The sequence below is a fragment of the Nonomuraea sp. NPDC050536 genome (assembly GCF_044457685.1).
GTDB lineage: Bacteria > Actinomycetota > Actinomycetes > Streptosporangiales > Streptosporangiaceae > Nonomuraea.
The window spans coordinates 1-9,394 of sequence record NZ_JBITHD010000047.1 but is presented as its reverse complement, the minus strand read 5'-3'; the positions used below and the strand labels follow the sequence as shown (position 1 = coordinate 9,394).

At 65.6% G+C, this 9,394-nt stretch carries 10 protein-coding genes; 2 read left to right on the top strand and 8 right to left on the bottom strand.

The features are described from left to right. Positions 1-499: 499 nt before the first annotated feature. Both ACIBHX_RS52250 and ACIBHX_RS52245 read right to left on the bottom strand, forming a co-directional pair. Positions 500-811 carry a DUF6262 family protein gene (locus tag ACIBHX_RS52250; protein WP_397076512.1) on the bottom strand — a complete coding sequence of 104 codons (312 nt, stop codon included), beginning with the start codon at positions 809-811 and terminating at the stop codon, positions 500-502. Continuing rightward, entirely contained in the window at positions 808-2,028 is a 1,221-nt protein-coding gene (locus ACIBHX_RS52245; RefSeq protein WP_397076510.1) for a tyrosine-type recombinase/integrase, read from the bottom strand. The genes ACIBHX_RS52250 and ACIBHX_RS52245 overlap by 4 nt, the downstream gene beginning before the upstream one ends. 109 nt (positions 2,029-2,137) lie before the next feature. Here ACIBHX_RS52245 and ACIBHX_RS52240 point away from each other — a divergent pair, with 109 nt between their 5' ends. Beyond that, complete coding sequence (locus tag ACIBHX_RS52240) at positions 2,138-2,644, top strand: signal peptidase II (RefSeq protein WP_397076509.1); 507 nt, start codon at positions 2,138-2,140, stop codon at positions 2,642-2,644. Positions 2,645-3,042: 398 nt separating this feature from the next. Here ACIBHX_RS52240 and ACIBHX_RS52235 read toward each other — a convergent pair whose 3' ends face one another. The 6 genes from ACIBHX_RS52235 to ACIBHX_RS52210 all read right to left on the bottom strand — a co-directional run bounded on the left by ACIBHX_RS52235 (position 3,043) and on the right by ACIBHX_RS52210 (position 8,298). Continuing rightward, positions 3,043-3,582, bottom strand: coding sequence for a GNAT family N-acetyltransferase (locus ACIBHX_RS52235; RefSeq protein ID WP_397076507.1), 540 nt, complete (start codon positions 3,580-3,582; stop codon positions 3,043-3,045). A gap of 222 nt (positions 3,583-3,804) precedes the next feature. Next, entirely contained in the window at positions 3,805-4,407 is a 603-nt protein-coding gene (locus ACIBHX_RS52230) for an AAA family ATPase (protein ID WP_397076506.1), read from the bottom strand. A 342-nt stretch (positions 4,408-4,749) separates the two neighbouring features. Continuing rightward, a complete protein-coding gene (locus ACIBHX_RS52225) occupies positions 4,750-5,388 on the bottom strand; it encodes a pentapeptide repeat-containing protein (protein WP_397076514.1) in 639 nt (212 codons plus the stop codon). Continuing rightward, on the bottom strand, positions 5,388-6,086 hold the full coding sequence (locus ACIBHX_RS52220; RefSeq protein ID WP_397076504.1) for a hypothetical protein: 699 nt from the start codon (positions 6,084-6,086) through the stop codon (positions 5,388-5,390). The genes ACIBHX_RS52225 and ACIBHX_RS52220 overlap by 1 nt, the downstream gene beginning before the upstream one ends. Positions 6,087-6,312: 226 nt before the next feature. Beyond that, positions 6,313-6,744 (bottom strand): nuclear transport factor 2 family protein, encoded by a 432-nt coding sequence (locus tag ACIBHX_RS52215; RefSeq protein ID WP_397076502.1) that lies wholly within the window; start codon positions 6,742-6,744, stop codon positions 6,313-6,315. A gap of 603 nt (positions 6,745-7,347) precedes the next feature. Next, on the bottom strand, positions 7,348-8,298 hold the full coding sequence (locus ACIBHX_RS52210; RefSeq protein ID WP_397076501.1) for a LysR family transcriptional regulator: 951 nt from the start codon (positions 8,296-8,298) through the stop codon (positions 7,348-7,350). Between the two features lie 282 nt (positions 8,299-8,580). Between ACIBHX_RS52210 and ACIBHX_RS52205 the strand changes: the two genes are divergently transcribed. Then, positions 8,581-9,087 carry a NucA/NucB deoxyribonuclease domain-containing protein gene (locus ACIBHX_RS52205; RefSeq protein ID WP_397076500.1) on the top strand — a complete coding sequence of 169 codons (507 nt, stop codon included), beginning with the start codon at positions 8,581-8,583 and terminating at the stop codon, positions 9,085-9,087. The last annotated feature ends 307 nt before the right edge of the window (positions 9,088-9,394 follow it).

The window sequence follows — 9,394 nt, the reverse complement described above, 5'->3', positions numbered from 1 at the left end:
AAGCGAGCGTGGTCTTGCCTGAACAGCTGGAGCCGGTCAGTTTGAGCAGCATCTCACCAGGGTGGCAGGTCAGTGGCGGTGCCTTCGAAAGATTTTCCCGGCGGGCCGTCACGCCAACTCGGTGACACGGCAGGGAATCGCGCCAACTCACTGAGACAGACGCCAAGCCCCTTGAGACAGGACAAATGCCTCACATACGTGGAACGAACGATCAAACACCTCATGATCAACGGGACTGCCCCAGATTCAATGGGACGCAACAACCGGCGAGCAGCGACGCCAGCGCTACAGGAGGCGAATATCGGACAGTATGAGATTTCAGTATGGTATGGGACGTGATCCTTTGAGTGTCCGTTAGGAGCTACCGCGTCCGGCGAGTTCCCGGCGCAGGATGAGGTTCTCCCCATGTGCTTGCTCAAGGGCCGCGCGCAAGGTGGCGAGCTCGGCGCGGTGGCAGGCCTTGAGCCGTGTGATCTCGGCGGTGAGCGCCAGGACGACGTTATCGGGCTCTTGCGGTCGGTCGGGCGGTGCTTTTGCCTGGCCCGCGCTGGGATGAGTGCTGGTGGCGCAGGTTCTCGATGCGCTCACGCAGGTCAGGGTGGCCGTAGAGGAAGGAGTGGGAGACGCCCGCTTGGCGGCCAGCCTCTTGGAAGGACACCGGGGTGCCGTTCTTGATCAGGCGCCGCAGGGCATCCTCTGCAGCTTTGACCTTGATAGCGGATTTGCGCTGCGCGGCCGCGCGCAGGGCGGCGATCCGGCGCTCGCGCTTAGCGGCGTTGCCGTCGGCGCCCGGAGCAGTCGAGGTGGTCACGAGGTGCTCTCTCGCGGCCGGGTATCGATGGTGACAGGCACCGGGCCAGCCGCACGGGCGCCGGCTTGGGTGGTCGGGGCGCCGACTCCTTGGAGCGCCCTGCCCGGCGCGGCACGCATGGCCGCCAGCAGCTGGGCAAGGGCCCGGCGTTCGGCGGTGCGCTGGCTGAGCCAGACGTTGTCGCCGGGCATGGGCTGGCCGTAGCAGGCTTGGAAGGCGGCGGCGGTGCGTTCAATCAGTGCGTCGATTTCGGCGAGCTGTCGGCGCAGCCCAGCTTGATGGCTGTCGTCGGTGACGAAGACGCCGCAGGTCAGGCAGGCGTTGCCTTTGTCGCAGGACTGCAGCGGGGGCAACAGGCAGTAGCCGTTGGGCAGGAACCGGTCGGCGCGGTTGAACAGGTGCAGCCCGTCGTGGTCCTCGTGTGTGAAGGTGACTTGGGTGCCGTCGGCCTTGAACTTGCGGGTGGCGATGAAGGCCTGCTCGGCGTGTTCATCGCGCCGGGCCACGTAGTGCATCGACATGGACGGGCTGGCGTGCCCGGCGTAGCGCTGCAGTACGTGGATCGGCAGGCCGAGTTCGGCCAGGCGGGTGATGCGGGTGTGTCGGAAGCGGTGGGTGTGGCTGAGCCGTACCGTTCGGCCGGTGCTGTCGGTGATCTGCGCAACGTCGCTGAAGGCAGTCAGGACCTGGGCGTAGGTGCCGCGCGGGAACGGTTTGCTGCCGCCGGCGTTGGCTTTGCGCGCCGGGAACAGGAACCGGGTCGGCTGACCGAACCGCTGGTGTACCCAGTGCCGCTGTTCGTCGATGACGGCGACGACCTCGGCGTCGACGAGGATGGTGTCGGGCGCTTGGCCGATCTTGGTCTGGGCGTAGTGGAAGCGGGCCACCTGCTCGCCTTCGGCGGCCTGAATCGCCCGGTCGGTCGCCGGGGAGAGGCAATCGAAGGCGCACTGGACGATCTCGCTCATGGGGCGGCCGGTGCGGATCTGCAGGAGCAGCATGCGCATCACCTGCGGTTCGCCGAACCCAGAGAGATCCCGCACCTGGCCGCCGGTCGTGACGGATACCGTCTCGCCCGCTGCCGCACCCAAGACGGGCAGGCAGGCCGTTATCTGGGCCAGCGCGTGGTCGTCGATGTAATGGCCTTCATCGATGGTGGGCTGGTCACGCCGGGACCATCCCCGCGTGCGCGGGGAGCCGCGCGCGTTCGGTCTCATTCGACCCGAGGCATGTCTTACCGATCATGAAGCATTCGCATGGATACCTCAGGAGGCGTCCCAGTAGTCTTGAGGAGATCTTAGTTGCACAGCACGGAGGCCAAGAGTGATGCGGTTAGAGCGGGGTTCGAGTCGGCTGTACGGCATGATGCTCATGCTGGCCGCGGTGGTCCTTCTCGTGGACCAGCTCACCAAGCTCTGGGCGGTCGCCAAGCTGTCCGACAGCGAGCGCGTCGCCGTGATCCCTCCTCTGATTCACTTTCGGCTGCTCTACAATGCCGGAGCCGCGTTCTCCCTAGGCACCGGCGCGACATGGGTGTTCGCCCTGGCGGCGACAGCCGCAGTGGTCGGCATTCTCTACACCGCGCGTCGGCTGGCCTCCTCCGGCTGGGCACTCGTGCTGGGTGTGCTGCTTGGCGGCGCGGTGTCCCACCTAGGCGATCGGCTCTTCCGCGAGCCCGGCTTCGCCCGCGGGCACGTCGTGGACTTCATCGACTACGGCCCGTTCGTGGGTAACGTCGCCGACATCGCACTCGCCTGCGGGTGCGTCGCGATGGTGCTGCTCAGCCTGCGTGGCGTGCCTCTTGCCAGGGTGCCGAGCGGAGAGTCCGCCTAGCTTCTGGCAAGGACCATCGGCAGGCCAAACTACATACGAGGAATCTGCCTCATGATCAGTGAGACGCCTTTCGTTCCGCGTGTCTCATCCAATTTGAGGCACCGCAGGTCAGAGGCATTCCGATGCCTCATGTTAAACAAGACAGGACAGCGCGGAACCGCGGCCGTCTGCCTGTTGCACGTCCCTGGCCGCGGGTCGGGCACCGCTCCGCGGTTAACTCGTCGAGCTCGAGCCCTTTCGGGACGTGCCGTGGATGAAGGTCCGTCCGAACGCGCATGAACCTTGCGGCGTGCCGCCACCGGCCGTGCTCAGCCGCCACATCCACTGCGACCTCCACGACCACGCTCGGCTCCACTCGCGTGTAGACGAGGGGCTCGCCCTGGCCGTAACATTCCCCGTCAAGTCTGCGTGTTGAAGCTTCTTGCCGCCAGATCACGGACGTAGCAGTTGAGCTGGATACCGTCCGAACCTTGGATCTGTGCGATGTAGCGGAAGCCGGACCGCTGTGCGACGGCGACGGACGCGGCGTTCTCCGGTTCCACCTTGATCACTCCCTGTGTCGCCCCTTGTGCGGCTGCATACTGGCAAACCAGATGGACCGCGCGGGTTGCGAGGCCCCGCCCCCGCCATTTCGGGTAGAGCCCGTAGGCGATGTTCACCTGGCCGTCGGCCAAGTCTTCCAGCCCGAACCGCAGGTCAATGGTGCCCACCAGGGCCGCCTGGGTGTCGACGTGGATCCCAAAGGCGCGCAGTGAACCGTCGGTGCTCCACTCGTGCATGCACCTGCGCAGGTATGCCTCGGTTCCAGCTCGAGTGCTCGGGCCCCCGTTGAGCCACCGCACCAGTTGATCGTCCTCGCCAGCCAGATGCGCATCCAGATCATCCAGACACAGCGGGGACAAAGTGACGACGCCGTCCGACAACCGCGATTCGCTCATCTGCCAACTAGTAGTTGGCCAGAATCTCACCGGCAACCGGATATCGAAGCGTCGCTTGGTCGTCCGCAGTGGCGACTGCATCCGTCCCGGCAACAGGGCCGACGAGGTGGTCCATATCCCGCACGCACTGGCGCCGTGTTCGCTGGCGTGTCGACGCCGGGCAGGGGCGCTCCCCCCGCGGTGACCTCGTCCCGGCGGCCAGGCCGAGTATCGCCCGGGTGTTCAGCTGGCCGTGCGGAACTCGAAGAGCCGCGCAGCCTGGGAGGCGGTGCGGTGTTGCGCGCGTCCGGGAACGTCCTGGACCAATGACACGCCTTCTGCGTAGAGCTGGCCGGTGCTGGCGTACTCGGCCATGAGTGCCGCGTATCGGGAGACCTCGGTTGCCGGCAGGGCTTTCCTCCGTTCCTGGTTCTGCTCCAGCAGGACCTTCTCGGGCTGGGTGAAGCGTAGTGCGGTGACCGGCATCTGAAGCCGGCTGGCTATGGCGAGCAGCCTGGCGCGCGCGTGAGGGAGCACGTTGGTTGACTCAGCGATCGCGGTGCAGCCGGCCGCAAGTCGCGCAGCGACTCGGCGATCTCGCTCCTGGAAGATCTGGGGGTCGGCTGATTCACGGTCAACAGAAGTGTTGAGGTAGTGCTCAGCAATGGCGTCGCTGGACACGACGGCCTCAGGATCGATCTTGTCTTGGTCGATCAGCGCCTGGATGAAAGAGCTCTTGCCCGAGGCCGGCGGCCCGACCAGCAGCACGAGCCCGACAGGGATCCAGACCTGTTCGGGCTGTCTGCCGTCGCCAGCGCCGTTGCGGATCTCACCCTCGAAGGCCATGGTCAGACGATAGACCTCCGGCCTGCATTGTGACTTCACGGTTTATCGGCCAGGCACCTGGCGTCATGGCAGCCTCTCGCCGGGCGGATGATCACGGGAGTGAGTAGCGGACTGGCACGTCTCTCAGCGCCGACGGTCCAGCGGGGTGACGTTCGGTTCAGGCAGCTCCAGTTGCTCCCGCACCCCTGAGGCGCACGACAACTCGAATCCAGCCCGGCCACGCCCACCTCGCACCCGCGACCAGCACGGCGCGCCGGACACAACTATGGTTGTCGGGGCGCGTATCGAAAGGTCCCAACTGTTGTCCCAACACAGGGCCCTGGCCCGGTAAGGGTCTGGTAGCTAGAGCGGGGACGCCGGTTCGGCCGCAGCAGCTCCGCCCTCGTCTTCGCCATCGAGATCGTCGTCCGGTGCGGTGACCAGCCGCAGGGTCCATCCTCCGCTGCCATCCGATATCTCCTGCCAGGCCGTCAGCCATATCCGCTGCCCGTTCGGTTCGATCGGCAACACCTGCACCCCATGCAGCTCCGCCTTCCCCAGCCCAGTCGCCTCGTCGAATCTGGCATCACCAGTGAAGGTCGCCTCGTTGAACCTGGCGTCACCCGTGAAGGTCGCCTTGTCGAATCTGGCGTCATCGCCGAAGATCGCCTTGTCGAACCTTGCAGTATCGGTGAAGGTTGCCCCGTCGAACCAGGCGACACTCCTGAAGGCTGCCTCGCCGAACTCGGCGAATCCGGCGAACGTCGCTTCGTCGAACCTGGCAGGATCGGTGAAGGCTGCTTCTCTGAACCAGGCGTCACGGGTGAAGGTCACTTCGCTGAACCCGGCGTCACGGGTGAAGGTCGCGTTGGTGAACCTGGCGTCACCGGTGAAGGTTACTTCGTCGAAATCGGCGTCACCAGTGAAGGTCGTCCTCGGAAACGAGGTGTCACCGCTGAAGGTCGCCCGATGGAACGTGGCATAACCAACGCGGCAGTTGATCAGCTCGAAGTCGAGAAGCGTGGCGCCGGTGAGGTCGAGCCGGATGTCGGGCCAGTGCCGTGGGTTGGGGTTGGCAGATGACGGACGCCACCTGCGGTGGAGCGGCGAAGACCAGTAGCGCAGGTGGGTGGCGAGGATGCGCTGGGCCGTGAGGCGGCCTCGCGTGAATCGCGACCGCCCGAGGGCGTGGCGACTGCAGTTGGCTGATCGACGGGCTCGGCCTTGGCGACCTGGTCGGGAGGGGGCGTGTAGGGCATCCGGAGGTACGCGCAAATGACGTCCACGATCGTCTGCCGTAGTGCCGGGTCAGGGGTGTTCTGCCCCAGCTGCTCCAAGGCGTACAGGCCGCCCAGGCGGACCGGGGCTTGGGCGCTGCCGAGTTGCTCGATGGCCTTGCCGTAGCGGTCGGTGACGTGGCCGCGTTCGCCGAGCTGGAAGGTACGGCGGGCGGTGTCGGCGTTGCGCGCGGTGTAGAACACCGCCACCAGCGCGGCCAGCCCGGTGGCCACAGCCAGCGCGCGGCCCCGGACCGCGTCCAGGGCCTCCGCTAGGTCCTTGCCGACCAGCCCTGTCGGCCCGCCGATCGCCACCCCGTCGACGTGTTCCAGCACCCAGCGTGCCCCTGGGCCCAGCACCCAGACGATTACCGCCACCAGCACCGCGCCGACCACGGCCACCACGATCGAGACAGGCTTCACGTCCCCACCGTGACTTGAATCGACGTCCGCGGCTAGAGCCACAGCGGGCTGGGCCAAGACGCCTGGTGGCCGCCGGTCAGGGAGACGGCGAGGGGGATGCCTCCTCCCTCGGTGATGACGTGGTGTTTCGAGCCCGGCTTGGCGCTCGCCCTTCTTCACGCGAAGATCAACGACCAGCAGCGTCACATGACACGGCTCCAGATCATTTTGTTAGGGCCTCTTAGCGTCAGGCCTTGAGCAGGGCATCCACAACGACCTGGAAGCGGCGAGGATCGAAGTAGTCGTGATATTCGCTGATCAGGCTATCCGTGAAACGGAAAACGGCGATGTTGTCGTTGGTGTACTCCGTTCCGCCGATCAAGGTGGCGACGTTGTGGTATTCGACGCAGACGGCATCGGAGTCGACCGCGGGATAGATGCCGGTGATCTGGGCGTCGAAGGTCTCGAAGTTGCCCATCAAGCCGTGGAAGCCGGAGATGATGTCGTCCTTTCCACGGATGACCGACGCGAATCCGTCCGACGGGTAGGGCACCATGATCATCGCGTCGGCATGCCACAGCTCGCCCCAACCCGTCACGTCCTTCATGGACAGCAGGCGGAAGAACTCCCGGACTGTGGCAACGTGGTCGGCGCCCAACTGCTGGGTCGACTGGCTCATGTGATCGCTCCTCTTGGGACCATAAGTGCGGTAGTGAAGAATGTGTTCCGAATAGGGACTTCGCAGGCGTTCGGCAGTGCCGGGATATGCCAGCTGCGGATGTGCGTCAGATCGGATGCGAGCCGCACTCACTGGACCCGGTGAACAGCCCGGGTCTGAAAGTCGCCCGGCTCGACGATCAGCACGACAATGCCCAGCGTTGTATCGGCTGGCCTCCTTGCCTTGTCTTGTATTGTGCTGGGACTGCCAAGCTCCGCCCACGGCGACGGCGCGGGCTGAACGCATCCGGCCCCTCGGGCGGGCCGTGTGGATGACGGTCGACCGGCTGCTGCTTCTTTCCGGTGACAGCCAGCAGGGTTTGGAGTGGAGTTCGTACACGTGCCAACAGGCCTCGTGCGAGAGCTTCCCTAACCGCCCATGCTGCTCACCTACACGATCGCCGCCAATTGGCGAGTGCGGACCATCGATAAACCGAAACCTTCATCGGTGAGTCAGATCCCCCACATTGATCGGTCCAGTCCGCGATGGACCGGCTCTGCCATGGTGGGGGACAGCCTGGATGCCGATCAATGGGCGATTCCTCATCGCAGCCAGTGGTACGGCTCATCGATCGGAGCGCGGCTCACCTGGATCAAGGCGGCCCGGACCGTCGTTGGTCCCGGCGAGCAGTTCCTCAGCCACCTTGACGAAGGCCTGCGCGGCCGGGTTGAGCCGGCCGGTGCGCCAGACCAGCCCACTGCGCGACAGCCTCTCGGTGGGCATCGGCACGGTGACCACGTCCGGGTGCCGGTAGTACCTCTCCGTGGACATTACCGTCGGATGCACGAGTTCCCCGAGTGCGACATGCGCCAGGATCTCGGTCATCGACATCAGCCGCGGTCCTCGATGGATCGGCTGACCGCTCGGCGTGCGCGCTGGATAGAGCTCGGCGATGATCTCCTCGGGCGCGTTGGGGATACTGACGACGGTCTCGTCGGCCAGGTCCTCGAAGGTCACGGCCTCGCGGGTTGCCAACCGATGATTGCGGGCGACCATGACGGCGCGCGGTTCCTCGGTCAGCACCGGACCGATCGCGTATCCGGGCCGGTTGATCGGCAGGCGGATGGCCAGCAGGTCCACATCGTCGTCGAGCCGCCCGAGCAGCGGACGGTCGTGCCCGATGTCGACCAGTTGCACCCGGCAACCTGGATGCCGCCTCTCGAAGGTCCGGGCGATCTCCCCCAGCCGGTCACCGCCGGCCATCATCGTCGCCAGACCGACGCGGAGCCGCCCGGTGACGCCTCCCGCGGCCTCCGCGACCTCCGCCAGCGCGGCGTGCAGGCCCTCATAGTGCGGGCGGATCCGCTGCAGGAGCTTCTCCCCGAGAGGGGCCAGCGTCACCCGGCGGCTGCTGCGCTCGAAGAGCATGCCGCCCAGGCGTCGCTCAAGCTCGCGGATAACCTGGCTGACGCGTGACTGGGTCAGGTGCAGCCGCTCGGCTGTCCGCCCGAAATGCAGCTCCTCGGCCAACGTCAGAAACGTCCTGATCTCGTGCAGCTCGATCGTTTCCCACATCAGCGCCCCCCTCCATGGGCCACGAAGGCTACTCGAGGTTAGATGCGTGGTGTCGTCGGAGGGTGTTCGAAACTGCCCACGTGACCGAGTAGACCCTGCCCCGGGCGATGACCAGGAGCTCGTGCTCATGCGTGAGTGGCGAGACAATCCTGACCGGGTCCCGACCAGCCCCGAGGAGTTCCTGACAGTCTCCGGCCTCACGGCCGAGGAGCAGCAGCGCGCGTAACGGCTTGATGTGCCGAGAAGTCACAATTATCCCTTCTGTCGCGTAAGACACAAACAGTGCGAATACAAACAACCGGCACTGTTGATGGCGCCAACACCGGACAGGCCATCAACCTGAACCAGGATTCCCTGCGCTGCGACTACAGGTCGCCCGGCACCAACGCCTACTACGGGTGCGTGTTCCACAAGGTCGTCCCCACCCACCAGGTGTCCAAGGCACTGCGTCCTCAGTACGCCCAGCACATCGCCGACGCCCAGGCCACCAATTGGCCAGAGGGTAAGCCGGGCGACGTCCCGCTAACGCGGCTGACAGACCCCTCGGACATCGCGGAGAACCGCACGGAGTCCTGCAGGGACGAGCCGAACCCCCGGCCGCTGGGCCTCGAGTGCGACGAATATCCCTTCGCCTCGACGTACGATGGCACGTACACGAGCGGTAAGGACGCCAGCCACCGCCTGATAGACGCAACCCAGAACCGCGACGGCGGCACCGCCTTGCAAGTCTGGTACGGCGAGCAGCGCATCCTTGACAGCGACGAATTTTGGGTCCAGGTCACGGCCTAGACCCTAGATAGCTAGCCTGACCCGGATGGACAACCACGGACCACTCACGCCAAACCCCTACGCCTGGGTTCCGAGACTTCTCCGAGGCAAGGCGTTGGTGCGCGACCGACGCATCGTCATCCGTGACCCGTTTGAGCCCGCACCAGTCGACGTCGAGGACTCCGGCGGGTTGGTCACTGCAGTCGAGAACGCGGTGGTGATCTGGTCGCGGGTGGAGTTGCCCCAAGGCCAGGTAGTTAAGGCTTTCGTGGTGCCGTCAAGCACGCGAGTTCTCAGGACATGAGGACGGAGATCCAGTAGAACGGTG